At 33.5% G+C, this 25,971-nt stretch carries 30 protein-coding genes and 1 rRNA gene; 16 read left to right on the top strand and 15 right to left on the bottom strand.

Translation table 11 applies throughout. The annotated features are described in order from the left end of the window. The first annotated feature begins 86 nt into the window (after positions 1-86). The 5 genes from FHP05_RS06965 to FHP05_RS06985 all read left to right on the top strand — a co-directional run bounded on the left by FHP05_RS06965 (position 87) and on the right by FHP05_RS06985 (position 5,687). On the top strand, positions 87-2,228 hold the full coding sequence (locus FHP05_RS06965) for an ATP-dependent Clp protease ATP-binding subunit (protein WP_147666521.1): 2,142 nt from the start codon (positions 87-89) through the stop codon (positions 2,226-2,228). Between the two features lie 451 nt (positions 2,229-2,679). Next, positions 2,680-3,555 carry a ComEC/Rec2 family competence protein gene (locus FHP05_RS06970; protein ID WP_230973950.1) on the top strand — a complete coding sequence of 292 codons (876 nt, stop codon included), beginning with the start codon at positions 2,680-2,682 and terminating at the stop codon, positions 3,553-3,555. A gap of 203 nt (positions 3,556-3,758) precedes the next feature. Further along, positions 3,759-4,124, top strand: a complete 366-nt coding sequence (locus tag FHP05_RS06975; RefSeq protein WP_147666523.1) for a GntR family transcriptional regulator — start codon at positions 3,759-3,761, stop codon at positions 4,122-4,124. A 1-nt stretch (position 4,125) separates the two neighbouring features. After that, positions 4,126-4,983 carry an ABC transporter ATP-binding protein gene (locus FHP05_RS06980; RefSeq protein ID WP_147666524.1) on the top strand — a complete coding sequence of 286 codons (858 nt, stop codon included), beginning with the start codon at positions 4,126-4,128 and terminating at the stop codon, positions 4,981-4,983. A gap of 2 nt (positions 4,984-4,985) precedes the next feature. Continuing rightward, positions 4,986-5,687, top strand: coding sequence for a hypothetical protein (locus FHP05_RS06985; protein WP_147666525.1), 702 nt, complete (start codon positions 4,986-4,988; stop codon positions 5,685-5,687). Positions 5,688-5,722: 35 nt separating this feature from the next. Here the strand turns inward: FHP05_RS06985 and FHP05_RS06990 are convergent, their stop codons facing one another. The 6 genes from FHP05_RS06990 to FHP05_RS15650 form a co-directional block, all read right to left on the bottom strand. After that, entirely contained in the window at positions 5,723-6,838 is a 1,116-nt protein-coding gene (locus FHP05_RS06990; protein WP_147666526.1) for a DUF1648 domain-containing protein, read from the bottom strand. Then, positions 6,835-7,233, bottom strand: a complete 399-nt coding sequence (locus tag FHP05_RS06995; RefSeq protein WP_147666527.1) for a GntR family transcriptional regulator — start codon at positions 7,231-7,233, stop codon at positions 6,835-6,837. The genes FHP05_RS06990 and FHP05_RS06995 overlap by 4 nt, the downstream gene beginning before the upstream one ends. A gap of 121 nt (positions 7,234-7,354) precedes the next feature. Further along, the gene (locus FHP05_RS07000; RefSeq protein WP_147666528.1) at positions 7,355-7,669 is read right to left on the bottom strand and encodes a DMT family transporter; all 315 of its coding nucleotides are present in this window, start codon (positions 7,667-7,669) and stop codon (positions 7,355-7,357) included. Between the two features lie 2 nt (positions 7,670-7,671). Next, positions 7,672-8,022, bottom strand: coding sequence for a DMT family transporter (locus FHP05_RS07005; RefSeq protein ID WP_147666529.1), 351 nt, complete (start codon positions 8,020-8,022; stop codon positions 7,672-7,674). Between the two features lie 255 nt (positions 8,023-8,277). Further along, positions 8,278-8,829: a GNAT family N-acetyltransferase gene (locus tag FHP05_RS07010; RefSeq protein ID WP_147666530.1), complete on the bottom strand. Its 552-nt coding sequence runs from the start codon at positions 8,827-8,829 to the stop codon at positions 8,278-8,280. Between the two features lie 388 nt (positions 8,830-9,217). Further along, the gene (locus FHP05_RS15650) at positions 9,218-9,337 is read right to left on the bottom strand and encodes a DUF1731 domain-containing protein (RefSeq protein ID WP_147666563.1); all 120 of its coding nucleotides are present in this window, start codon (positions 9,335-9,337) and stop codon (positions 9,218-9,220) included. A 163-nt stretch (positions 9,338-9,500) separates the two neighbouring features. Here FHP05_RS15650 and recX point away from each other — a divergent pair, with 163 nt between their 5' ends. Continuing rightward, on the top strand, positions 9,501-10,322 hold the full coding sequence (recX, locus tag FHP05_RS07020) for a recombination regulator RecX (RefSeq protein WP_147666531.1): 822 nt from the start codon (positions 9,501-9,503) through the stop codon (positions 10,320-10,322). A 14-nt stretch (positions 10,323-10,336) separates the two neighbouring features. Here the strand turns inward: recX and FHP05_RS07025 are convergent, their stop codons facing one another. Continuing rightward, positions 10,337-10,549, bottom strand: coding sequence for a hypothetical protein (locus tag FHP05_RS07025; protein ID WP_147666532.1), 213 nt, complete (start codon positions 10,547-10,549; stop codon positions 10,337-10,339). Positions 10,550-10,577: 28 nt separating this feature from the next. On the opposite strand from FHP05_RS07025, the gene FHP05_RS07030 reads away from it, so the two are divergent. Continuing rightward, the gene (locus tag FHP05_RS07030) at positions 10,578-10,787 is read left to right on the top strand and encodes a hypothetical protein (protein ID WP_147666533.1); all 210 of its coding nucleotides are present in this window, start codon (positions 10,578-10,580) and stop codon (positions 10,785-10,787) included. Here FHP05_RS07030 and FHP05_RS07035 read toward each other — a convergent pair. Next, positions 10,763-11,422: an SDR family NAD(P)-dependent oxidoreductase gene (locus FHP05_RS07035; RefSeq protein WP_147666534.1), complete on the bottom strand. Its 660-nt coding sequence runs from the start codon at positions 11,420-11,422 to the stop codon at positions 10,763-10,765. The two genes, FHP05_RS07030 and FHP05_RS07035, sit on opposite strands and share 25 nt — an antisense overlap. Before the next feature lie 101 nt (positions 11,423-11,523). Between FHP05_RS07035 and FHP05_RS07040 the strand changes: the two genes are divergently transcribed. Next, entirely contained in the window at positions 11,524-11,871 is a 348-nt protein-coding gene (locus FHP05_RS07040; protein WP_147666535.1) for a YfhH family protein, read from the top strand. A 41-nt stretch (positions 11,872-11,912) separates the two neighbouring features. Here FHP05_RS07040 and FHP05_RS07045 read toward each other — a convergent pair whose 3' ends face one another. Beyond that, positions 11,913-12,899 (bottom strand): metal-dependent hydrolase, encoded by a 987-nt coding sequence (locus tag FHP05_RS07045; protein WP_147666536.1) that lies wholly within the window; start codon positions 12,897-12,899, stop codon positions 11,913-11,915. A 128-nt stretch (positions 12,900-13,027) separates the two neighbouring features. Between FHP05_RS07045 and mutY the strand changes: the two genes are divergently transcribed. From mutY to FHP05_RS07065, 4 genes are all read left to right on the top strand, one after another. Then, entirely contained in the window at positions 13,028-14,101 is a 1,074-nt protein-coding gene (gene mutY, locus FHP05_RS07050; protein ID WP_147666537.1) for an A/G-specific adenine glycosylase, read from the top strand. 120 nt (positions 14,102-14,221) lie between these two features. After that, positions 14,222-14,383: a gamma-type small acid-soluble spore protein gene (locus tag FHP05_RS07055; RefSeq protein ID WP_147666538.1), complete on the top strand. Its 162-nt coding sequence runs from the start codon at positions 14,222-14,224 to the stop codon at positions 14,381-14,383. Positions 14,384-14,524: 141 nt separating this feature from the next. Beyond that, the gene (locus tag FHP05_RS07060; protein ID WP_147666539.1) at positions 14,525-15,055 is read left to right on the top strand and encodes a DUF402 domain-containing protein; all 531 of its coding nucleotides are present in this window, start codon (positions 14,525-14,527) and stop codon (positions 15,053-15,055) included. Positions 15,056-15,193: 138 nt separating this feature from the next. Continuing rightward, the gene (locus tag FHP05_RS07065; protein WP_147666540.1) at positions 15,194-16,969 is read left to right on the top strand and encodes an ABC transporter ATP-binding protein; all 1,776 of its coding nucleotides are present in this window, start codon (positions 15,194-15,196) and stop codon (positions 16,967-16,969) included. Positions 16,970-17,019: 50 nt separating this feature from the next. Here FHP05_RS07065 and FHP05_RS07070 read toward each other — a convergent pair whose 3' ends face one another. The 5 genes from FHP05_RS07070 to FHP05_RS07095 all read right to left on the bottom strand — a co-directional run bounded on the left by FHP05_RS07070 (position 17,020) and on the right by FHP05_RS07095 (position 21,593). Further along, positions 17,020-17,895, bottom strand: coding sequence for a DUF1002 domain-containing protein (locus FHP05_RS07070; protein ID WP_147666541.1), 876 nt, complete (start codon positions 17,893-17,895; stop codon positions 17,020-17,022). A 382-nt stretch (positions 17,896-18,277) separates the two neighbouring features. Further along, positions 18,278-18,862, bottom strand: a complete 585-nt coding sequence (locus FHP05_RS07080; RefSeq protein ID WP_147666543.1) for a hypothetical protein — start codon at positions 18,860-18,862, stop codon at positions 18,278-18,280. A gap of 2 nt (positions 18,863-18,864) precedes the next feature. Then, on the bottom strand, positions 18,865-20,319 hold the full coding sequence (locus FHP05_RS07085; protein ID WP_230973953.1) for a sodium:solute symporter family protein: 1,455 nt from the start codon (positions 20,317-20,319) through the stop codon (positions 18,865-18,867). Positions 20,320-20,330: 11 nt separating this feature from the next. Continuing rightward, positions 20,331-20,576, bottom strand: a complete 246-nt coding sequence (locus FHP05_RS07090) for a hypothetical protein (RefSeq protein WP_147666545.1) — start codon at positions 20,574-20,576, stop codon at positions 20,331-20,333. Between the two features lie 48 nt (positions 20,577-20,624). After that, positions 20,625-21,593 carry an ornithine cyclodeaminase family protein gene (locus FHP05_RS07095; RefSeq protein WP_147666546.1) on the bottom strand — a complete coding sequence of 323 codons (969 nt, stop codon included), beginning with the start codon at positions 21,591-21,593 and terminating at the stop codon, positions 20,625-20,627. Between the two features lie 378 nt (positions 21,594-21,971). On the opposite strand from FHP05_RS07095, the gene bcp reads away from it, so the two are divergent. From bcp to perR, 3 genes are all read left to right on the top strand, one after another. Next, a complete protein-coding gene (bcp, locus tag FHP05_RS07100) occupies positions 21,972-22,442 on the top strand; it encodes a thioredoxin-dependent thiol peroxidase (RefSeq protein ID WP_147666547.1) in 471 nt (156 codons plus the stop codon). Positions 22,443-22,565: 123 nt separating this feature from the next. Next, the gene (locus FHP05_RS07105; protein WP_147666548.1) at positions 22,566-23,513 is read left to right on the top strand and encodes a D-2-hydroxyacid dehydrogenase; all 948 of its coding nucleotides are present in this window, start codon (positions 22,566-22,568) and stop codon (positions 23,511-23,513) included. Positions 23,514-23,794: 281 nt separating this feature from the next. After that, a complete protein-coding gene (gene perR, locus FHP05_RS07110; RefSeq protein ID WP_191126279.1) occupies positions 23,795-24,247 on the top strand; it encodes a peroxide-responsive transcriptional repressor PerR in 453 nt (150 codons plus the stop codon). A 52-nt stretch (positions 24,248-24,299) separates the two neighbouring features. Here the strand turns inward: perR and FHP05_RS07115 are convergent, their stop codons facing one another. After that, positions 24,300-24,701, bottom strand: a complete 402-nt coding sequence (locus tag FHP05_RS07115) for a DUF2614 family zinc ribbon-containing protein (protein ID WP_147666549.1) — start codon at positions 24,699-24,701, stop codon at positions 24,300-24,302. Positions 24,702-25,852: 1,151 nt separating this feature from the next. Here FHP05_RS07115 and FHP05_RS07120 point away from each other — a divergent pair. Next, positions 25,853-25,971, top strand: a 16S ribosomal RNA gene (locus tag FHP05_RS07120); the annotation flags it as partial.

Below are 25,971 nucleotides of genomic sequence, written 5' to 3' on the forward strand. Positions count from 1 at the left end.
AGAAGGTCAAAGATAGTCAAAGTCAAAATTAAATAAATAACAAAATTATATTCATAAAATAATAAAAATCAAGGAGGAATAACATTATGAAATGTCAAAAATGTGGTATTAACGAAGCAAATGTCAATATGGCGATGCAGATGAATCAAGAACGTACACAACTCCATCTTTGTCATTCCTGTTTTAAAGAAATTCAAGGTAAAATGATGAATCCAAACTCCTTTTTCTCTGATTCCTTCTTTGACGGAAATACAAATGATTTTGCAAATTCATTTTTCCAAGGGAATGGATCACAAAAAGCAGCTGGTACAAGAACAAGAGAACGCAAAAATCACGGAAATGGTCTACTAGACCAACTCGGTAAAAACTTAACACATGACGCAAGAGCAAACAAAATTGATCCAGTTATTGGCCGTGACCAAGAAGTAAAACGTGTAATTGAAACATTAAATAGAAGAAATAAAAACAATCCAGTTCTTATTGGAGAACCTGGTGTTGGTAAGACAGCTATTGCAGAAGGGTTAGCAGTGAAGATTGCAGAAGGAGATGTTCCTGCTAAACTGATTAATAAGGAAGTATATATTCTCGATGTTGCTTCCCTTGTGGCCAATACAGGTGTTCGTGGTCAGTTTGAAGAACGAATGAAACAATTAATTCAAGAAGTCCAAACAAGAAAAGAAGTTATTTTATTTGTTGATGAAATCCATCTACTTGTTGGTGCAGGTACAGCAGAAGGCTCTCAAATGGATGCTGGAAACATTTTAAAACCAGCACTTGCTCGTGGTGAAATGCAATTAATTGGTGCAACAACATTAAAAGAATACCGTCAAATCGAAAAAGATGCAGCACTAGAACGCCGTTTGCAACCAATTATGGTAGAAGAACCATCAACAGAAGAGGCAATACAGATTTTAAATGGAATTAAAGACCGTTATGAAGACTTCCATGAAGTGAAATATTCAGATGAAGCTATTCGTGCTTTTGTTACATTGTCAGAACGCTATATTCAAGATCGCTTCTTACCAGATAAAGCAATTGACTTAATGGATGAAGTAGGTTCACGCTTGAATTTGGATAATGCAGGAAAAGACTCTAACCAGATTCAAAATCGTCTAACAGAAATTAAGGAGAAAAAAGAAGCTGCAGCAGAACGAGAAGATTATGAGCAAGCTGCACATTTAAGATATCAAGAAATTCAACTTGAAAAACAATTAGAAAAGGCAAAAGGAACAGAACAAGTGATTGATGTCGATATTTCTGATATTCAATTACTAGTTGAAGAAAAAACAGGTATTCCTGTAACAAAACTACAAGCAGATGAACAAGAACAAATGAAGAATTTAGCAGAAAATCTTGGTAAAAAGGTAGTTGGCCAAGAAGAGGCGGTAGTGAAAATTGCGAAGGCTATTCGTCGTAGTCGTGCAGGTTTAAAAGCGAAAGATCGCCCAACAGGTTCTTTCCTTTTCGTTGGACCAACTGGTGTTGGTAAAACTGAATTAACAAAAGTACTTGCAGAAGAATTATTTGGAACACGTGATGCCTATATTCGCCTAGATATGAGTGAATATATGGAGAAACATGCGGTATCTAAAATTATCGGTTCCCCACCAGGATATGTTGGTCATGAGGAAGCAGGGCAATTGACAGAGAAAGTTCGTCATAATCCATATTCCATTGTATTGTTGGATGAAATTGAAAAAGCACATCCTGATGTACAAAATATGTTCCTACAAATCATGGAAGATGGTCATTTGACAGACTCACAAGGGCGTACCGTTAGTTTTAAAGATACAGTGATTATTATGACAAGTAATGCCGGAACAGGTGTTAAAGAAATTAATGTAGGTTTTAATAGTAAAAGCCACGACTCCATCTCTACATTAGAAAATTTAAGTAATTACTTTAAACCAGAATTCTTGAACCGTTTCGATTCCATCATTGAATTTAATGTGTTGAAAGAGGGACACCTTGTTCAAATTGTCGATCTTATGTTGGCAGAATTACAAGAACGTATCGAAGAACAACAAATCACATTTACCATCACAGATGAAGCAAAACAAAAACTAGCACAACTTGGGTATGACGAACGTTTTGGTGCAAGACCACTTCGTCGTGTAATCCAGGACAAAATCGAAGACCCATTAACTGATTTAATTTTGGAATATGGTACAGTTGAGAATGTGAAAATCGACGTAGTGAATGAAGATATTGTTGTTGATAAAGCATAATAAAATAGATATCCAATAAAATAAGGTGGGGAAATTCATTTGTGAATTTTCCCACCTTTTTTATCGCAGATTAACTAGCTGTAAAACCACCACTGATTGGATCCACTTTATGTTGATTTATAACATATTAGGACTGAAGGAGGATTCATACATAAAAAGTGAACGAACTGTTCTTTATTAGATATTAATAATTCGTTAAAAAAAGGATACAACTAAAGAGAAAATATTTTTTATTTGAGAAGTTATTTTATCACAGGTTAATCGGCTATAAGATCCTCACTTCAAAAATTTAAGAGAAACCAAGAATTCTAAGTGGAGGATGGGTAACCAATAAATACCCGAGTCGTTCAAGGGCCTTGATTATCATACTCTTGTGGTGCTAATAATCAGTGGAGGATGAAAGAAACCCAACTGATTGAAGTTTTACTTTATTTGAAAAGGAAGTTAAATGATGCGTCGATTTTATTTTTCTCTTTTCTGTTGTTTTATTCTTTGGATGGGTTCCGCCATTCATATTGGAGAAGCTGAACAGAAGAAGTTCCCCTTAAAAGTACATTTTATTGATGTTGGTCAAGGGGATAGCATTTTTATTCAAACACCAAATCGAAAAACAATTCTTATTGATGGTGGGCCACCAGAAGCTGGAAAAACAGTTATTCACTATTTACAAAAACAAGGAGTAACAGAGATTGATTTAATTATTGCTACACATCCTGATATTGATCATATTGGCGGATTACTACATGTATTGGAGAAGATTCCAGTGAAATTCATAGTAGATTCTGGGAAATTCCATGCAACAAAAACCTATTTTCAATATGTAACTCAAATTCGTGAGCAAATGATTCCAGTTCAGGTCGCTAAAGAAAAGGAAAAAATATCTATAGACCCTTTATTAGATATCAAAGTACTTAATACAACAGGAAAAATAAAAACAAACAATCAGTCTTCCATTGTCCTCCATATTAAATATGATGATAGTGAATTATTGCTCACGGGTGATATCGATCGTTTTCAAGAAAAAAGGATACGTAAGAAATATAATATAAAATCTGATATTTTAAAAGTTGCTCACCATGGTTCGAAAACAAGTAGTACCATGTCATTCTTAAAAGAAGTCGATCCCCAAATTACTATACTAACATATGATATAGGAAATGATTTCGGTCATCCTCATAAAAAAGTTATTCAGAATTTGAATAAAATAGACACCACAATCTACTCTACAGCAGTATATGGAAATATTATTTTATATACAGAGGGAAGCGAATATATGATTGATATCGAAAAAAGTCCAGTAGAAGCATTACAAGAAAAGACAAATTAATGTTTAAAACGGGTTTGTGGGAAAAGTAACCGACCCGTTTTTTTGTGCACAAGGAACTTTTAGTGATAGGGAACGGATGCAAGTATTAGACGAATGACTCAAGAGGGGAATTTTCTAATAATTCATCAAAAAATATTGACAAAAATTCAAGTTGGTTATATAGTTAGTTACATAAGTAATGAACCAAACAACAAGGTGATGAAATGAAAAATGCATTAGATGACACGAGACCTATTTATATACAAATAAAAGAGCAATTAGAAGACTCCATTGTAGCTGGTCGCTTACAAGCGGGAGAGAGGGTTCCTTCAACAAATGAATTTGCTAGCTTTTATAAAATAAATCCAGCTACAGCAGCTAAAGGTATTAATGAGCTTGTAACAGAAGAAATCCTATATAAACGAAGGGGTGTTGGAATGTTTGTAACCGACAATGCACGAGTTATGTTGATTGAAAAGAGAAAACAATCGTTTTATGAACATTTCATATTACCCTTACAAGATGAAGCAAAGAAATTAAATATTAGTGAAGAAGAGATTATCAATATGGTGAAGGGAGAGAATCAATAACATGAAAATTGAAGTAAAACAATTAACAAAAGTATATAAAGATAAGAAGGCTTTAAATAATATTTCTTTTTCATTAGAAGAACCAAAGATTTATGGGTTATTGGGAAGAAATGGTGCAGGAAAAACAACATTTATGGAAATTTTATCAGGTCATATTTTACCAACAAATGGGAAAATATTAATTAATGGGGAAAATCCATTTGATAATCAAAAATTAACAGAATCAATTTGTCTGATTAAGGAAGGAAATAATTTTAAAGGAGATTTGAAGATTAAAGAAATCTTACGTATTTATTCTTATTTTTATCCAACATGGGATCAAACATTAGCAGAAGAATTAGTGTCATTATATAACTTGAAACAAAATGCTAAAGTCAAATCACTGTCAAAAGGAATGGAATCTGCATTGGGAATTATTGTAGGACTTGCAAGTAAAGCACCAATAACGATTTTTGATGAACCATATATTGGTTTAGATGCTGCAGCAAGAAAATTATTTTATGAAATTTTATTAGAACAATATGAACAAGAGAAGCGGATGATTATTTTTTCAACCCATTTAATTGATGAAGTAAGTTTATTATTTGAAGAAGTACTTATTATGCAGGATGGAAAATTACTCATGAAGGAAGATACAGATCAATTACGTGATCGAACATATGCAATAACTGGAACAAGGGAAGCAGTAGAGGGCTTTATTCATGACAAGCAAATTATTTCGAAAAAAGGTTTGGCTGGGATGATGACTGCATATGTATATGGGGACCGTAAACAGGCAAGAAAGAATGATTTTCAAGTCGAAGGAATTCCAATACAAGAGTTGATGATTCATTTAACGGAAGAACAGAGGGGGGCATAGGAATGTGGAGACAAATAAAGGGACTATTGTATTTTTATTCGACAGATATTAGATCGACACTCATTATTTTCTGGTCGATTTTGATAAGTACAACAATCGGTTCTATTATTATTTCTGCTTTAATCAAAAATTCAGAGATAAATATGATATTTAGCTTATCATTTGCATTATATATTTTCTTTATTATTTTTGGGTTTAATGCTGTAAAAAAATTGATACCTTTCTCCATAAAAATTGGTGCAACAAGAAAAAATATATTTCTTAGTGTAGGCATTTTTCTTTTCGGTTTTGCTTTAAGTCAAGCAATTTTAGTAAATATAGCTCAAACAATATTTACTAAAGTGATTGATTTTCTGGATTTACAAACCTATTCTTTCGTTCATCCAGGAGAAATGTTATTAACAGACACATGGATCAACCGAGTAATTATTGATACTGGGATTATGTTCTTTATGGCAATTACCATGTATGTTTTTGGGCTTCTCTTTTATAAGTATGGACTCCTTGGAGGTGGAAGTGCTTCTGGTGTTCTTGTTTTATTATTCATGGTGGGACTTACGACAGGTTGGGTTACTAACACGATGAAGCAGTTGTTTCAGACTATGGATAGTATGTTTTTTGTTCAAATGACAGGAATTGCATTGATTATTTATGTATTTACATGGGTGTTCATGAATAAACTGACATTGGAAAAAGAAGTGTAAAGGGATGGATTTTCCATCCCTTTTATGATTGAAGATTATTTCATAAGGAAAAACGGGATGCCAAACGCCAGTAAAAGAATTCCGATGATAATCAACCATGAAACAGGGTGTGCCCAATTATTTGTCCAACCAACACCAAATCTTTTTTCAAGGAAAATTGCAGGGTCATTTTTATTAAAGTAAAAGATTCCCAATTTCCAATATTTATCATCATCACGATTCATTACGTTTTTGCTTGTTTGTCCAGTTTTGATATTTTTACCTTTCAATCTGCTACCACCCTGCCCAACTGTAAATGATAGAATAATTGCCCAACCTAATAAAAAGATGGTAAAAGCAATGATTAATCCCATCAGTAACTGCTCGGAAATGGATAAAAACAAATTCATTTGGCTAAGGGATAGAAGAAAAATAAATCCAGTTCCAGTTACAATGATAAAACGAGACCATTTTCTTCTAAAAATAATATTACGTTGTAAGGATTCATCTGGATTGTTAGCATCTATTTGCTGCTTTGCTTTACGGATCACCGTGTTGACAAATAAAAATATTAGCACGAGATAAAATTGCAAAATCGGAAACAAAAGAGCCGATCGATATGATTTATCTACCCATTTTGTAACTTCACCTGTTAAATTATATTGTATTGGTATTTTATTCGGTATATGTGGATAAGCAATAAGTGTCATAACTATTGTTATAAGGGTAAATATAAAAGGTAAAATAAACCACTTATTCGAATAGGTTATTCCTTGTTGGCGGAAACGAGTATTTATTGTTATAACATTTGGGTCTGCATGCCATTTCGGATGATTATCTTTCCAATCACGCATTTTTTGGTGAAAAGGTATATAAATAAACATACTGCCAACAATGTACATAACAATTAGAAGTGGAAAAAGAATCCCCGCAGTAAGTTCATCACCGATATATGAGGTATAGACAAAAATCAATGTGATAATGAAGGCAAATGACCCGGAGACAAGGACATAATTTTTACGTAAATTTTTAATATTAGGATGATTGTACACTTCTTCAGGTATGGTAACCCCAAAACTCTCCGTCTTTCTGGTCCAAAAAGGGATACAAATAACAGATATAAAGACAGGAAGTAAAGATATAAATAATAAAACTATTAAGGTTAATTTCATTTGGAAGATTCTCCTTTCTTTTGAAATGATGAAAAAATTTCCTGGCATTTTTTGGTGAAAGATACTTCATCCATCCCGCGGCAAATTGATTCAGCAATAATAGGACGAAGGGAAGCTGTTAATTTTTCTTGATATGCCTTGTTTGCTTTTGGGATTCCATCAGGATGAATGAATGCTCCCTTTTGTCGTTGAATGAGGATAAAGCCATTTTGTTCTAGTTGTTTATATGCTTTATTTACAGTATGAAGATTTATCCCTAAATCTTGAGCAAGAGAACGGACAGATGGGAGGTTTTCTCCTGGATGAAGCTCTTTTTGTGCAATTCCTTCTATAATTTGATTTACTAATTGGCTATAAAGCGGCTCCTTTGATTCCATGGATAATTTAATAAACATCTACATCATCCTTTGAAAATATGTAATAACTGTTATATACATTGTATAACAGATGTCTAATGAATACAATAAGAAAATAGTCTATATAAAAAGGATGATCCAAAAAAGATGAACCATCCTGTTACTCGATTATTTTTAAGCCAACAGCGCCAATAATAATACAAAATAGAAAAGCTATTCGCTTCCAATCAGCAGATTCTTTGAAAAAAAGAATCCCCATAATGACAGCTCCTGCAGCACCTAAACCAGTCCACACAGCGTATGCCGTTCCAAGTGGAATTCCTTTCATTGCAAGTCGTAAAAATAAAAATCCAAAGCTAAAGGTAAGTACTATAAGGAGTAATCGATAGCCTGTTTTTTTCTTTAAATAGAGATTAATGCTTGCGACACCAAAAATCTCCCCAAAACTTGCTATGACAAGATAAATCCAGTACATACTTATCTACCTCCCGCTACCGTATCTTGATTATTTTCACTTGGTTCATCTGATGTAAGTTTAATTCCAATGACTCCAAAAATAATCAGGCTGATAAATAATAGTTGAAAGATTGAGAAATTACCCTGAAAGAAAATCATATCAATTACCACAATGACTGCTGCACCAGAACCAGTAAACACGGCATAAACCGTACCAGATGGAAGGACTTCACAAGCCTTAATAATGAAATAAAAACTAAGAATAATTGCTATAATGGTACCAGTCCATTCCAATGCATTTACAGAAAAGCGTAAACCAAGCACCCATATTACTTCAATAATTGCCGCAAATAATACATACATCCAGCCCATTGATATTTCCCCCTTTAAGTCACTACTGTATCACACGTTAAGATAACGGGCGAATGATTCCTGTTTGTTAATTTAATTTCATTCTATAATTAATTATTTCTTCACAACGACCTATGCGCAAGGTTATTCCAAGTTATTCTTACTGGTGGATAGAGTGTATAATCGAAAATAAAAAACAAAGATTGTGTCCTGTTCACACTAACTCTGTTTTTCTATAAAAATTTCTAAATAACTGTTCAGAAATGGAAATCTCCTTTAAGTAGCTGTTAATGGAGAAGTAGCAGTTTGGGCAATTTGTTGGTAAGACATGTAATCATCTTTTGTAATAACAAATAAATTATAATGATATTCGCCAAGATTGATTTCTGTATATTGTTTTGGAAAAAGCAGGTTTGCATGTTTTACATAGGGTAATTTCTGTACTGCTCTTTGAGAACGTGTATTTGTGCTTCGGATTTTTAATAAAATCTTTTCAATATGCGTTTCTGTAAATAATTCATTAAAAAACTGTGTTTTCGCAAGGCTATTATAACCTTTACCAAAATAGGGTTTGCCGATCCAGGTAGCTAGAAAACCGTAATCATCCACAATATCGAATAGATTAATGGTACCGATCGGCTGGTACTGTTCATCCAATATGGTCCTCGATATTAATTCCCCTCGTTCTTCAGCTTCTATCGTTTGCTTCGTAATAAAATAAAACTCATCTGATGTCTCAGCTTTGTGTCGCACATAAGGAAAAACTTCAGGATGTGACATTAATTCAAATAATACTGGTACTTCATGAAGATCACGTTTTTTTAGCATTAAAAAACCCTCCCTTATTTTTTTGCGGGTGGGTTTACATGCTAAACGTAAGGAACAATGGTAACCCCACACCGCGAATTTTTATTAAACTTCAAACAAAAATTCGGGGTAGGAATCGAACCTACTAGAACCAATGAAAATTGGTGGCGCACCATTTGCCTTCCCTTTTTACAAACAAATGAACAGTCGTCTGTAAAGTAATTCTTTCGTTGTTATATAATTTTTTTGAAACAAAATGCTTAAAACATCTCCTCTACTTTTATTTTACTATGTTCTTCCAGAAAAATAAATCCTTTTATAAAAATATTTATGACAAATTTTAAAGGTTTGAAAAGCAAAATTTACGGGAAAAGAGTCTTCCAAAAGGGCTGGTTTATTTCAAATATAACTATCGCAATGCATCCTCTAAAGTGGGATACATAAATTGATACCCATTATCGATTGCTTTCTTTGGTATTACATATTGCCCTTCTAAGACGAGCTGGCTCCTTTCACCTGCTAGGTTGATGACATATGGATTGGAGGTAGTTTGGAAAAGTCATCCGAATAAGAAATATTTTTTAAGAAGCCATAAAACTATTTGTTTGCAATTCAAGAAATTATTTAACCTTATTATAATAGATGTTGCGTTATTTTACAGTAAGGATAAGATAAAATAAGGGGGAATTCCTATGTCAATTATTTCACGAATTACTGTACAGAAAAAAAATCAATCACGTTATAATATTTTTTTGAAAAAGGACAATCAATCGAAAGAGACATACGGCTTTAGTGTGGATGAAGATTTGCTTGTTTCACATCGTCTATATAAAGGGGTAGAGCTAGATGAGTTGATGATTAAAAATCTACAAAAACAAGACGATATTCATAAATCTTACCAAAAGGCACTTCGATTTTTAAGTTATCGAATGCGTACGAAACAAGAAATCTATGAATATTTAATCAAAAAAGAAGTAGAACCTGAACATCTTGCACCTGTTTTAGATAAATTAAAAACAGAAGGATTTATAGATGATCAAGCATTTGGAGATAGTTATATTCGAACAAAAATGAAGACAAGTAATAAAGGACCGCTCTTATTAAAAAATGAATTAATTCAAAAAGGTGTTACTGAAAATGTTGCCCAACAATCACTTTCTGAATATCCGTGGGAATTACAATTAGAAAATGCGAAAAAATGGGCAGAAAAAAAAATAAAGACATCGAATAAGCGCTCTTTTAAAATGGAGCTGAATCGAGTGAAAGCTGGGCTCATTCGGAAAGGTTTCTCAAATGACATTATTCAGGAAGTGATGGAGGATATTAGTGGAGAACAAGATGCCGTAGTAGAATGGGAAGCACTTGTATTTCAAGGAGAAAAACTTTGGAGAAAATATGCTAAAAAGCACGACGGTTTTATGTTGAAAAATAAAGTGAAAGAAGGATTATATCGAAAGGGTTTTTCCTTTGAGGGAATCCAAAGGTTTATTGATGAGTATAAAATAGAAGAGTGAATAACAATCCTGTTTTATGGGTCTTGGTATGTTCCCGCGTTCCCGAAAAGGATGAAAATCGAAAATTTGGTCACGCGGCAGGCTCCCGCGTTCCCGAAAAGGATGGAAAATGAAAAAGTGGTCACGCGGCAGGTTCCCGCGTTCCCGAAAAGGATGAAAATCGAAAATTTGGTCACGCGGCAGGTTCCCGCATGCATGGAATGAATGGGAATTGAAGTTTGTGTCACGCGGCGCGCTCCCGCATGCCCGGAATGAATGGGAATTGAAATTTTGGTAACGCGGCGCGCAGCCGTATGCCCGGAAAGAATGGGAATTGAAAATTTGGGCACGCGGCGCACTCCCGCGTGCCCGAAAAGAATGGAAAACGAAAAAATGGTCACGCGGCGCGCTCCCGCATGCATGGAATCACGCAGAATCGAAATACATGGCTGGCAAGCATTTTATCTGTCAATAAATATGGCATGACGTCCGTCATCTTCTGTATAAATTTGTTTCGCTACGTCAGTTGGATCTTTTAAGTGAGAAGCATCCTTTACATGTGTGGAATGATCCCAAAAAGGTGTATTCATACCCCCCATATAAACAGCTGTAATGGAGATTGGTTCATCTTTCCATTCCTTTTGTAAACTTTCCGTAAATCCTCTTACAGCAAATTTACTTGCACAATAAATAGATTCATTTACTTTTCCACGTAAACCAGCAGTAGAAATAATCGTTAATATTCTCCCTTTATTTTCACGAATGATTGGTAGAGCATATTGCACCGTTTGAATCGTTCCTTTTACATTTGTATCTAATGTTTTTTCAATTTCTTCATTTGTATATTTTTCTACAGGACCGAAAATTCCAATTCCAGCATTATTAATAAAGACATCTAGTTCTCCGATTTGCTGAAAGGCGATACTGATTGAGGCAAATTGACTAACATCACAAAGAACAATTTCAGCAAAGCCATTATTTTCCATAATTTCATGTTTTACGGTATAGAGTTTTTCTCCATCTCTTCCCATTAAAAAAACGGTATATCCATGATTCGCATATTCTAACGCTAATGCCCGTCCAAGTCCACTGCCTGCTCCTGTTATTGCTACTGTAGGCATATTAACACTTCCTTTATATTAAAAACATGTAAGATAATTCATTTCTATTGTCCTATGTGGTAGGGAAAATGTAAAATGAAAAGGAGAAAGGAGAATCATACATGCATCAAACAAATTTTAGATATAGTGATTACTCAATCGAACAACTACGTGAAATGGTAGGAAAATTAAAAGAACAACTTATGAAAGCAGAACAACAAGGAAATGTAAGTGAATTTCAAATTATTGAGCGAAAAATGCAAGTTGCTTTAGCATATATGCTTAACCCGGAAGATTTTAAGTCAGGTGAAATGTATGAAATGAATGGTGATCCTGGACATCGCTTTATTATTGATTATATTGATGGTGTCTTCGCATGGGGAAAACGAATAAACTTATTAGATGAAGTGTATGAAAAACAAGAAGCAATTCCCATTTCTGTTTTAGGAGATAAAATAGAGGGAAAATAGACAAGCAGCAGGAACTCCTGCTGCTTTTTATAATAAAATAATTAAAGAGGCGAATCACCGACATAGAGTTTTCTCTTTAATTTGTGTTCAGAGAAAATCCATCCTGTATAGGAATTGATGATTTCCATATTACTGTTTATTTGCACAACAGCTACAAATGGATAATAGTCTTTTGAACGATAACGTAAGTCAATGAATCGTACTTCCGTATGTTCGTCTGTTTCATTTACTTCCCAACGGTAGACAGGTGAAAAGGATAAAAATGCTGAGATATTTTTATCTGTTTTTGCCAGATTAAGAAGCGGTGTATCTGGTAATGGAATACGTTTAAATTCATCAATAATCTCAATATGCCCGTCTATAACCTTTCCTACATAAAACATATCTGTTGCTGTTACTGCTACTCGCCATTCATTATGCTTAATTGTTGGTGAGGTTGCAATTTGTTCTGTATTGGGAATGAACTGTTTGATTTTCTGAACAATTTCTCGTTTATCCATATAACGCTTGATATAGTAAAGAAATAATATGCCGTAAATAACAAACCATGTATAGCCGGGATTTGCACCAAGAATCCATGCGACGATTCCGATGATATGCAAACCAAAAATATATGGATCAAAGGTGTTAATAAACCCAAAAGCAATCCATTTATTAGAGAAGGGCCGCATTGCTTGAGTTCCATAGGCATTAAATAAATCGACGAAAACATGTATCATCACCGCTAAAAATGTCCAAAGCCATAGATGGAGAAAGGAAACTTCTGGGACAAGTAAATGGATAATAGAAGATACGAGAACTCCCCAAAAAATAACTGCAGGGATGGAATGAGATATTCCACGATGGTGGCGAATGTATGTCGCATTATCTCGTAATTTTAAAACAGTATCAAAATCCGGTGCATGGGAACCAATTACAGTGCCTGCGAATATTGCCTGAAAAAGGAGTGGATCTTGTTGTACGGCAGGGTCTAATGTTGCTAAGCCTCCGAGTGCAACGCCCATGACAATATGGGTGCCTGTATCCATGTATGAAAATTCCCCCTAGAAAAATTATTGTAATGGTGAATGGATTGAAATAATGTGTTACAATGATTCTTTGTAAAAATATTAGTTATTTCCCACTAGTTTTATTGTATCATAAAGGATGAGGAACAATGATAGATAAACTCTTACAAGATTTCGACATTTCTAGGTTTCAGCATGATTTAATTCAGTGGTATCAGGAAAATAAACGTGATCTCCCTTGGCGAAAGAGCCAGGATCCATATAAAGTCTGGATTTCAGAAATCATGTTGCAGCAAACGAAAGTAGATACCGTGATTCCGTATTTTTATCATTTTACAGAAAAATATCCGACTCCACAAAAGTTAGCCCAAGCAGAAGAACAAGAAGTCCTAAAAGCATGGGAAGGTCTAGGTTATTATTCCCGGGCGCGAAATTTACATACAGCAGTGAAAGAAGTCGTAGCAAAATATGATGGACAGGTTCCAAGTGATGAAAAACATTTAGGGAAATTAAAAGGGATTGGTCCATATACGAAAGGGGCTATTTTGTCGATTGCATTTGATCAACCAGTTCCAGCTGTTGATGGAAATGTGATGCGTGTCTTTTCACGAGTCTTACATATAGAAGAAGATATTGCTCAAGCGAAAACAAAGAAATTATTTGAAAAAGTGGTTGGAGAGGTGATTTCAAAGGAAGATCCCTCCTCATTTAACCAAGGGTTGATGGAATTGGGTGCCTTAGTTTGTACACCAAAAAAGCCACAATGCTCCCTTTGTCCAGTAAATGAGCATTGCCAGGCATTTGCTTTAGGTGCCGAAGAAAAACTGCCAATTAAATCAAAGGCAAAGAAACAAAAACGAGTTTCATATGTAGCCCTATTAATTCAAGATGAACAAGGGAGAATTGTCATTGAGAAAAGAGCTGATAATGGTTTATTAGCTAATCTATGGCAATTTCCAATGGTCCCAATAAAAGAAGTAGGATTCACCCATTTGGAAAGCTATGTATATCGAGAACATGGTATACCTATTCAATTACAGCAGAAACAAGGGAATTTACGCCATGTTTTTTCCCATTTAATTTGGGAAATTGATATTTATCAAGCATCTATAATCAGTGGTGAGAAATTCCAAAAAAATAAACAATTAAAATTAGTTTCTAAACAAGATCTTGAACAATATCCATTTCCAGTTCCCCACCAAAAGATGATGAAATATATATGATGTAAGATGCAAGCTTTATTGTTAAATAGATAAATGAAAAACCTTATCATTTCTTAATCTGAAAAATAATGGATAACATTTTATAATCTGGACAAATTATAAGATGTGGAGGTGATAAGGATGGCAAACAACAAGAAGTCAAAAGCTGGAACGAACGTACAAAAGGTGAAACAACAAAATCAAAAGGCAGCACAAGGACAGTATGGGACTGAATTTGCTTCTGAAACAGATGCACAATCTGTAAAACAGAAGAACCAAAAGTCCGAGCAAAACAAAAAATAACATAGAGTCTCCCCCAAATTGAAAATAAAAAGGGCTTTCTATCCACAAGGAAGCCCTTTTTTCATGAAAAACACTTGATTGGTATACGTTTTTTTCGCTATTATAGTTAATATATAAGAAAGGTTATGAAAGGAAGATTTTATGGTTGCTCCACAAAATGGTACTCCATTAGAAATTCGTAGTTACAAACATAATGGAAGCTTACACCGAGTTTGGGAAAAGACTTTGGTGCTTAATTCAACAAAAACAACATTGATTGGAGCTAACGATAAAACGCTTGTTACGGAAAGTGATGGCAAAACGTGGAGGACAAGAGAACCAGCAATCTGCTATTTTTCTACAAAACATTGGTACAATATTATTGGAATGATTCGTCCCAGTGGTATTCATTATTATTGTAATATAAGTTCACCATGCCTATATGAATACGGAGCTTTAAAGTATATAGACTATGATCTAGATGTGAAAGTTTTCCCGGATAGAACGATAAAACTTCTTGATGAGGATGAATATGAACTACATAAAAAAGAAATGCAATATCCACATGGCTTAGATGAAATTTTATACCATCATGTAAATTTATTAAAACAGCAAATTCATCAACAAAAAGGCCCATTTGCACCGGGATTTATTGATTATTGGTATGAACAATTTTTGACATATCGCTTTTGATACCGTGAAAGAAAGACAAAGAAATCAACACATTATATGTTTCATGCTATAATGAATAAAGTAAACCTTGTTACCTTGTAGCAAGGCTTTTTAAGTTTTTAAAGATAAATTATAAAAATGAATGAGGGACAGATATGCATGAACAGTGTAAAACAATATTTGCATTTTGTTAAACCATATAAATGGAGAATATTCTGGACAATCATAATTGGAATTATTAAATTTGCAATTCCACTTCTATTACCATTGATTTTAAAATATGTTATTGATGATATTATTGGGGCAAATACATTAAGTGATACTGATAAAGTAACAAAGCTATTTTGGGTAATGGGTGGCGCATTTATTATTTTCCTTTTTTTGAGACCACCTATTGAATATATACGACAATATTTAGCCCAATGGGTAGGTAACAGAATATTGTTCGACATAAGGGATAAACTATTTGATCATATTCAACGATTAAGCCTAAAATATTATTCCAAGACAAAAACTGGCGAAATAATTTCCCGGGTCATAAATGATGTCGAACAGACGAAGAGTTTTGTCGTAACTGGATTAATGAATGTCTGGTTAGATTTAATTACAATTGGAATTGCCATAATCATTATGTTACAGATGGATGTCAGCTTGACTATTGTAGCTATTATATTATTTCCTTTATATGGATTTGCTGTGAAGTACTTTTTCTCGAAATTAAGACAATCGACAAGAGAAAGATCACAAGCAGTAGCAGAAGTCCAAGGGCATTTACATGAAAGAGTGCAAGGGATTTCAATTACAAGAAGTTTTGCTTTAGAAGATTATGAACAAGAACAATTTGCGAAAAGAAATAACCATTTTTGGGAAAAATCGATGAATCAAATCAATTGGAATGCTAGAACATTTGCTGTAACTAATACGATTACAGATTTGGCCCCATTACTTGTGATTGCCTATGCAGGTTATCAGGTAATAGGTGGAAGTATGACATTAGGAACAATGGTGGCTTTTGTTGGATTTATGGATCGTGTATATAGTCCTTTACGTCGTTTGATCAATTCATCTACAGTCTTAACACAAGCAATCGCTTCTATTGATCGGGTATATGAATTATTAAATGAACCATATGATATTGTTGATAAACCAAATGCCAAACCCTTAACAAATGTAAAAGGGAAAATTAATTTTGAAGATGTTCACTTCCGCTATGAAGAAGAGGAACAAGAGGTATTAAAAGGAATTAACCTCCAAGTAGATGCGGGTGAAACAATTGCTTTAGTTGGTATGAGTGGTGGAGGAAAGTCAACATTAATTAGTTTAATTCCGCGATTTTATGATGTAACAAATGGGGAAATTAAAGTAGACGGCGTGGATATTCGTCAAGTAAAGGCTCGTTCACTAAGAGATCAGATTGGTATGGTGTTACAAGATAATATATTATTTAGTGAATCCATCGCAACAAATATTCGAATGGGAAATCCGCATGCAACGGATGAAGAAGTAATACAAGCAGCGAAGGCCGCGAATGCGCATGACTTTATTATGGAACTCTCTTATGGCTATGATACATTAGTGGGAGAAAGAGGTGTCAAACTCTCTGGGGGACAAAGACAACGTGTAGCAATTGCCCGAGTGTTTCTAAAAAATCCACCTATACTCATATTTGATGAAGCAACATCTGCACTTGATTTAGAGAGTGAGCATACGATTCAGGAAGCAATGGAAAAATTGGCTTCTAATCGAACAACCTTTATTGTCGCTCACCGTCTTGCAACGATTACTCATGCGGACCGAATTGTTGTGATTGAAAATGGTGAAATAGTGGAAGTTGGCTCACATGAACAATTGATGGAGAAACAAGGTAGTTATTATGATTTATATCAAGTACAAAACTTAGATAATCATGAAACAAAAACAATAGTTCACAAATAAGAAAACCAGCACCATTTTTTACAAGATGTGTGCTGGTTTTTTACTATAGATTATTTGGAAAAAATGGATAGAAACCAATCCCAAATAGCTTTAAAGAAGTTAATGATAGCATCAATGATACCTTTTCCTTCTTCACTTGATACGAAATCATCCCATTTATCTTTTGCGGATTTTAAGGTGTCATTCACTTTATCCCAGTCGATATTTAAGTCTTTAATTTTCTTAAATAAATTAACTAACTTGTCCAACAGTTGATCATCCAAGGTGATGCCGAAATCCTTGGCAACTTCCTGAATAATTGTTCGAATATCTTCATCTGTTTGTGGATTCTCTTTAGAAACACGTTCTTTTACTTTTCGGAAAAACTCTGTAGCATCATCTTCATTAACCCCATCTTTAACAAGGTCAGATGTAAGTACCATTTCTTCATTAGCTACTAATTTTTGGTCCTCATCAATTTTTTCACCACTTTGTACTTCATACGCTTTAATAATCCCAGTTAATGCACCTGTACCAGATACTTGGAATGGTGAGGAAATTTGAATTTTTGCATCTTCAATTCCAGCAGTTGCTAAAGCATTGACATACATATCATCTGTAATATAGTTAATATTTTTCGTTTCAACAACAATTCCATCGCCTTTATTTCCTATTGTTATTTTCGCAGATGAAATTGCATTTGAACCAATTTGACTTGCCGGAATAAATTCACCTAAATATTTATGTTCTTCTTCATTTGTAACATATACAATTTCTGTCTCATTTTCCGATACACCAAATTCATTCAACATCTTCTCTTTGTCAGTTGCGGATAAATCTTCTCCTAATGTGACAATTTCCTCTCCAGCGATTAAATCGGCATGTGCAGTAATCGGAAAAAGCATGAATGCTAAAAGTAAAATAACCCAAAACTTAGCTTTTTTCATGAGTTTAACTCCTCCATTCTGTATCATCATTTTATCATGTATATGTAAAAGTGGAAACTAGTAACTTTGTGTGGGCTTTATATTAAGTATTGTTTATCGCGTATTAACTGGCTGGAAGACCTCCACATCAAGAATTCGAGATACTCAAGAATTATAAAAGGAGGATCAGCAGCCAGTAAAAGCCCGATTCGTTCAACTAACAATCAGTGGGAGAAGAAAAAACTCCCACTGATTGAAGTTTCACTTTATTATCCTTCATTATAAAAATATATGTGTAATCTAAAATAATAGACATATTTATTTTTATCGGAAGTGGAAGTTTTATTTTAATATACCGAAATGCCATGAACTTTTCATGGGATTTCGGTATATTTGTTTCTATTTAATTAGAACTTAAAAGCCATTTTTTTGAATTCCATTGACTTGCCATGTATTGTTCTGATTCACCTGTATTCGCATTTAAAAAAATGTCTCTTTGGATTTTTGAACCATTTATTTCTACCTTCCATAATGGCAGGTGTGTTAGAAAATATTCTATCGTTTTATATTTTGGTTTTTTAAGCATATAAGAGCGATTAATTTGTGAGTTTTGTACATCTTGAATATATTTTTCTAGGTTATTTTCTTCATTTATAAAAGGGTCAATACATTTAGTGGACTTATTAATTTCAGTAGTTGTAAGAGGAATATTATTTAGTAAACCGCGATACCCTGAAATCGCATCTATAAAGATATTTGTATTTGACTTTTTTGGTGGAAGTGGCTTTCTATCTGCTATGATTAATAGTTTAACAAGCCAAATAGGATGGTAAATTAACTGTATTTTATTTGTATATCTTTTTAGTAATGATATATCAATTCCTTTTTTTATTCGCATAATAACTGGAATTGATTTATGAATATATTTATAGAGGTTATCATCCGTTTTACAAGGAGGATTTCCCAGAATTGTAATCTTTTTTCTCATAATTATTTAACCCCAGTCTTTACATTTCCATCTAATTTAATATTATGATATTTATCTACTTGCTTTTGAATAACAATTGGTGGTGGCTCTGTCATTAGGCTAACAATTATTACTAATAATAATGAAATAGGTGCAGCGATTATTGGTTCAGCAACTAAGGCAAATGGTTTTGTAATTACCAAAATCAGAAAGGTTACAGAACCACCAAGCATTCCAGCTAGTGCCCCAGCGGTATTCGCTCTTTTCCACCAAATCCCAAGAACGAGTGGGAAACCAAATGCTGACAAGAGACCGCCTCCAACCCAACCAACCATAATTGCAATTAAGTTTGGTGGGTTAATTGCAAATACAATGCCAATAATACTTGCTAATATCATCACGATAAAGCCTAATTTAGTAACAGTTTTATCAGTTGCGTTTTTATTAATATACTCTTTATATATATCATGAGCGACACCCGCGGAGATAGCTAAGAGCATTGCATCTGTAGAAGACATAATTGCTGCAAGTAATCCAGCTAACATGACTCCACCTAAAATAGATGGTAGATAATGTTCAATAACAGAAATGAATATCATATCTTTATTATCTAATGAACCAACAATGTCAAGAGTCGCACCACCTGAAGCAATAATAAAACCAAATACAAACACTAATAAATACAAAAGTCCTGCCCACATTGCTGAGCGGCGTGCTGTTTTAGCATCACGCGATGCAAAGTTTCTCATCACTGCTGAAGGAGAGACAATTCCAAACCATAAAAATGCTAAAAATAGGCCAAAATAAGACATCCAAGGTTGTGTAATATCACCAAAAGTTGGATTTACTGTCAAAGCCTCGGATAATAAATTAGTAAAACCATCATGTTTTGTTAGGATAGTCCCAGAAAGTATAGCCATTCCTATTAGAATAATTGCTCCTTGAAACAAATCTGTATAAGTAATAGCCCACATCCCCCCAAGGGCAGCGTAAAATGTAAATCCTAATCCAAGGATGATGACTGTTGTTTTGTAATCAAGTCCTAAGACATAGGAACCTATTAAACCCGATGCAGTTAATTGAGGAACCATGTAAAAGGTCATACCTATTACAACGATAAATACAGATATTAATTGAACAGATTTTCCATATCTTTGTTTGAAGAACCCTGGAAGTGTACTTACTCCAGAACGCCTTAATTGACCCGATACTAAAAACATTGTAAAGGGGAGAATTGCTACAGCTCCAAATCCATATGCAAATAGAAAAGGGACACCTAATGCCACACCAGATCCAACGGCACCAATTAAGGAACTAGAGCTAGCAAGAGCCGCAAATAATGCAAAGGAACCAACAAATGTATTAATACTCTTACCAGCTGTCCAATAATCACTTTGAGAAGAATGGGCTCTTTTAGCAAAGTAAATACCAATTAGAATCATACCGATAAAATAAATACCTAAAATAAAGGTCTCCATCCATTGCACGATTAATTCACTCCTTTCTTATTGGAGTTATCTTCAAGATCATTCTTTTTTTGTTCAATTTTTTCAATCCAAATGACATAAACAACAGATATAAGGAACCAGGCAAAGTAACTTAGGAACATTAACCAACCAGCTAATGAAATACCTAAAAAATAAATGTCTTTTGGCCACCAAGCTAACACCCCAGCTGCAATTAAAATGAGTACACCTACTAAAAATATTCCAGGGTCAGTCCATTTTGAACGCATGTCATCAACTCCTTATTTAGTAGTCTTTTGAATTTAAAATAATTGACTTTAAGTTACTAAATGTAAACCAATTCCTTTTTCCTTTGCATTATGATAAATTAAGTTAGCTACTACTGTATCGAATAATGCCATGCCAACTGTTTTGAATACGATGCTCTTATCCTGTCGAGGTGAAATTTCTTTTGTTTTATTTGTAATAAGCGAACTCATCGTTTGGATAGAATGTTCATTAACCCAACGTTGTTTTAGTGGTACGGTAATATCGCCTGATTCATCTATTGCATGTTCTGTATCAACTATTATTTGATCTGCAGTGTCATATAATGCTTTCGGAAATTCACGCATGGTAGGTTGGAATGAACCAACACCTATGATTAATTTATTTTTATAGTATGATGACTTTTCAGGAAGTACAGGTTTAGAGGAAGTGGTGGAAGTTATGATGATTTCTGCATTTTTAATTGCATTTTCTACTGAACTGCAATTGTGGATGTGGATATTTGTGTCAGTCCATTTTGACAGTGCTTTAATAAATGAAGGGACTTTTTCTTTGGTTCGATTATAAACATAAATATCTGTTATTGGTCTAACAGCACAAGCAGCGATTGCTTGATACAAACCTTGGCTACCTGCTCCAATGATGGCAATACTTTTAGCATTTTCATTAGATAAATGTCGGATTGCAGATCCTCCGACAGCACCAGTCCGAAAACCTGTTAAATAAGTTCCGTCTAATAATGCTGTTATTCGTCCAGTTTTATTACAATTTAAAATCATTAATCCATTCAACGTAGGTTCTTTAATATTATTAGGAAATACAGTCACTAATTTTGTTGCAATTGACTCGTTCGTATAACACGGCATTAATAAAAAGGTATTTTCACCTTCCATTATTTGAGTTCTGAAGGGCATCTGGTATTGCTTTGTTTCATAGATTTTGTAGGAATAATCGATTGCATCAATCACCTCCTCCATTGTTACTGCTGTTTTTATTTCATTTTTGTTTAGAAATAACACGAATAATCCTCTCCTTAATAATTATCACTCTGATATTATTAGTTAATTCTAAATAGTCACTTTATATATATTTTATGGTTTGACTAATGAATTACCATTGTTAAACTGACCAAAAATAATACTATATTTTGTATGTTTTTTTATTTGAATTGATGGGCACAGACTTGAAACCCCTTTAATATGAAAGATTATGAAACATTTTTATTAGGGCAGATTGCACAACTATAAATGAAAACGCTTACAACATGTAATTTGTTTCTTTTGGACTTTTAGATAACTTTTATTTGTGCCAAGGATTTAAAATAATCGCATTTAATTGGATTATTATTCTTCTTGGATATAAGATAACGATAGGAATAATATTAGGAGGTATGATTGATGACACTAGAAGTAGGAAAACAAGTACCAGATTTTACACTTCAAAATCAAAAAGGTGAGGAAGTTACATTATCTGATTTTAAAGGAAAAAATGTTATTCTCTATTTTTATCCAAAAGATATGACACCAGGTTGTACGAATCAGGCATGTGGCTTTCGTGATTTTCATAAAGATTTTACTGCAACAGATACTGCTATTATTGGTGTTAGTCCAGATCCTATAGAACGCCATCAAAAATTTATTGCAAAACATGACTTACCATTTATCTTATTAGCCGATGAAGATCATGAGATAGCAGAATTATATGGCGTTTGGAAATTAAAAAAGAATTTCGGTAGAGAATACTATGGAATCGAACGTTCTACATTTATAATCGATAAAGATGGTGTTTTGCAAAAAGAATATCGAAAAGTTCGTGTAAAAGGCCATGTGGAAGATACACTACAATATGTAAAAGAGCACTTAGAATAAAAAAACAGCTCCATGTGAGCTGTTTTTTATTTCAAATAAATGTCTTTAGTTGTCTATTTGCCTACGTAATGTTTACAATATAAATAAATTGAATACGTTTTTTTATATAAGGAGATGAGGAGAATGATACTATTTTCAGCGAAAATATCAAAGAAACATCAAGAACGTCTAATGAAGGAATTTCCAGAAGAGAATTTTATCTTTTGTAATGATATGAAAGAAGCAAAAAATTCTCTTTCAGAAGCTGAGATTCTTGTTACTTATGGGGAAGACGTTACAGCTGAAGATGTTCGGGATGCTAAGCATTTAAAATGGATGATGGTATTATCAGCAGGTATTGAAAAATTACCATTTAAAGAAATTATTCAACAAGATATTTTAATAACAAATGCAAGAGGTATTCATAAAATTCCAATGGCTGAATATACTATAGCAATGCTATTACAAGTTGTTCGCAAAGCAAAAACTATATATGAAAGACAAGCAGAAAAGCAATGGGATCGTTCTATAAAAATGGATGAAATCAGTCAAAAAACGATGTTGATTGCTGGAACGGGAGCAATTGGACAAGAAGTTGCTCGTCTAGCAAAGGCATTTCGTATGAAAACAATTGGTGTTTCACGGAGCGGAAGAAAAGTAGAACATTTCGATGAAAACCATGGTACTGAGCAGTTACATAATGTATTGCCACAAGCAGATTTTGTCGTTTCTGTTTTACCAAGTACAAGAGAAACGAAATACTTATTTAATGAAGATTCATTTCGTTCCATGCCTAACCATGCTATTTTCTTAAATATGGGAAGAGGTGATGTTGTTCAAACAGAGGTTCTATTAGAAGCTGTCCGAAATGGAGAAATTTCTCATGCAGTTTTAGATGTCTTTGAAGAAGAACCATTACCAGAAGACCACCCAATGTGGATTGAGGAAAATATAACGATTACCCCACATTTATCAGGGATTTCACCACATTACGTGTCACGCGCGCTTACAATTTTTGAAAGAAACCTTGCGTCATATCGTTCAAAGGGAAAAAATGTTATAAATAAAATGGATTTAGATAGAGGATATTAAATAGTAAAGTTTAGTGTAATGGGCGATTAAAACTAAATACAGGAAATCATTTATATATTGTGAATTTTCAGCTCTTTTTATATAATCCATATAGGAACAAAATAAAAACCAAAAAACAATTATAATGACTAATAGGGATGCATTAATTTATAATTATTATTATTTAATATTAATTTATTGACAAGACTTATGTTTTTTGGGTAAACTAATTATAAGGATTATAAAATAATAACAAATTCTGTCAGTGATAAACACACAATAAATAAATGGAAGCGAGGTGCATGACGGTGGCTGATGGAAAATTACAAGAATCGATTGCGACGTTAAAAAAAGCTGGTGTACGAATTACACCACAACGTCATGCGGTGCTTGATTATCTGTTAAATACAATGACACACCCGACAGCTGATGATATTTACAAAGCACTTGAGGAAAAATTTCCGAATATGAGTGTTGCAACAGTGTATAATAACTTACGAGTATTAAAAGAAGTTGGTCTTGTGCGTGAATTAAATTACGGGGATGACTCAAGCAGATTTGATTGTAATACATCGGAGCATTATCACATTATCTGTAAAAAATGTGAGAAAATAGAGGATTTTAATTATCCTACATTAGATGAAGTGGAAAAATTAGCTGCACAAGTAACAGGATATGATGTAACAGATCACCGCATGGAAGTTTATGGAATCTGTAAAGAATGTCAAAAAGCCGAAAAAGTAGCTGCAAACTAAAAGTTGCAAATAAAAAGGGCCTCTATATAATAGAGAACCTTTTTTATTTATGCTATTCATTTTTACTTGTACCATTTTTAATTTTTTGTTTAGCTTCTTTTAAATAACTTTTTTTGTTGAATCGCTCATCAAATTCTAGCCCTTCTAAATCCTTGTCCAGTGTGAGTGTCTGTTTACAGTGCATACAAGCATCAACACGACCGAGCATTTTCGTTGGTTTCTCACAAGACGGACAAATAATTGGTACAGCCCTCAGAGATAACATTCCAATCCAAAGATAAACGACAACACTAAATACTACACTTATAACTCCAAGGATAAAAAATATAATCATTAGCCATTCCGTATTTTTAAACAGAAGTCCTATATACATAAATAGAATACCTGTAAAAATTAATATGAGTGCAAAGGATCGTATTTTATTAATTTTGCTTGAATAAACTAAGCGGGGCATGAAAATCCTCCTTATAAAATAGAATGCATTTTTCCTTTTAAAACGAACAATTCAATTTAGCGCAGGTTAACTGGCTGTAAGCTCCTTACTTAAAAAAATTAAGAACGAACCAAGAGTGAAAAGTGGAAATCGGCAGCCAGTAAGCACCGAATTCGTTCAATGGACTTTTGAGCATACAATTTGGTAAAACAGTGGAGGACGAATAAAAATCCCCTCTGATTAAGTTTCACTTTATATCGTACAATGCATTTGCTAGTATGTAAACAAATTTACATTTAATAAAGTAAATGAAATGGATAGTAAAAGAAATTGCAATATATAATGATAAAGCAAAAGATGCATCTTGTTTATGTAATTACCAACTCATCAGTTTATCTATTTCAGGTTATTGGATGAAAGATTCCTGCTTCAAAAAGTTGAGGAGAACAACAGATAGTAAACGACTGATTCGTTTAACCGACAACCAGTGAGGACGAAAAAATTCCCTACTGATTAAAGTTCCACACTATATATAGAAGAAAGTGAAAGGAAATCTGATGGAAATGTCAGTAACACATAATGCGCTATAGGATATATTAAATAACTTTGGTATGACAAAACTCCTTATTATAAATAAGACCAATTAATTATTTTTTAGATAAAGCAGTATCTAAACTACCTTGAGATCATAGTGATATGTACGATATATAATGGTTCTATGAACAATATCTTTGTATATATTCATTTCTAGATTATTTCCTAGGTATAATCATTAACTTGAAAAATAGTGGTATAAAAACCAAAAAAACTATTGACTTTATATTTTATCCGTGGTAAAGTCTTACTTGTCGCTAAAATAAGAAGTTGAACAGAAAACGCAACAAAATCTTCTTTAAAAAAACATTGACTTTTAGATAGCGAACATGTTAATATGATTAAGTCGCTGTTAACGAGAAGTTAATGCGAACAAAAAAGAAATAAAAAGCATATTGACATCCTAGTTCAAGGGTGTTACAATATAAGAGTTGCTTCAAAAAAAGCAACGAACTATAAAATGCTCTTTGAAAACTGAACAGAACGACCAGTATGTCAAGAAAAACGTACCTCGTTTTTCATTTAAATTGCTAAGATAAACTTATCTAATAAGTGCTTACTTATTAGAATTCATAACTTTTTTGGAGAGTTTGATCTTGGCTCAGGACGAACGCTGGCGGCGTGCCTAATACATGCAAGTCGAGCGCGGGAAGCAGACTGATTCTTTCGAGATGACGTTTGTGGAACGAGCGGCGGA

The sequence above is a fragment of the Cerasibacillus terrae genome, from assembly GCF_008039555.1.
Classification (GTDB): Bacteria; Bacillota; Bacilli; order Bacillales; family Amphibacillaceae; genus Cerasibacillus; species Cerasibacillus terrae.